Below are 252 nucleotides of genomic sequence, written 5' to 3'. Positions count from 1 at the left end.
ATGAGTGCCTTTTTAGGCAGTGTCCTCATTGTGTTGTCTCTTTTTGGCTTCCAACTTTTCTGGAATACTAATCCATACTTTAATGGGATTCAAGGACACGTACCAGAGAACTGGAATCCTCAATTATTATTAGGTATGTTTGGTGTAACAGTAATTCTTAGCACCATTTTGCCTATTATGGGCGTTGTGGACTGTATATCTTGAACAGAAAAAGCTGCTAGTCGTGCGGGTTGTTGCTTCATCTTGTGGGGA

Annotated in this window: 1 protein-coding gene; it reads left to right on the top strand. The window is 40.5% G+C overall.

Features of this window, described 5'->3' with window-relative positions; genetic code table 11:
• Positions 1 to 204: hypothetical protein (locus tag ETC27_RS18205; RefSeq protein WP_205742796.1), on the top strand; the 204-nt coding region annotated here is incomplete at its 5' end.
• Positions 205 to 252: the final 48 nt, after the last annotated feature.

The organism is Onishia niordana (assembly GCF_004798965.1).
Taxonomy (GTDB): domain Bacteria; phylum Pseudomonadota; class Gammaproteobacteria; order Pseudomonadales; family Halomonadaceae; genus Onishia; species Onishia niordana.
Note: the sequence above shows the minus strand (reverse complement) of the source record. Positions and strands in the feature narration are given on the sequence as shown.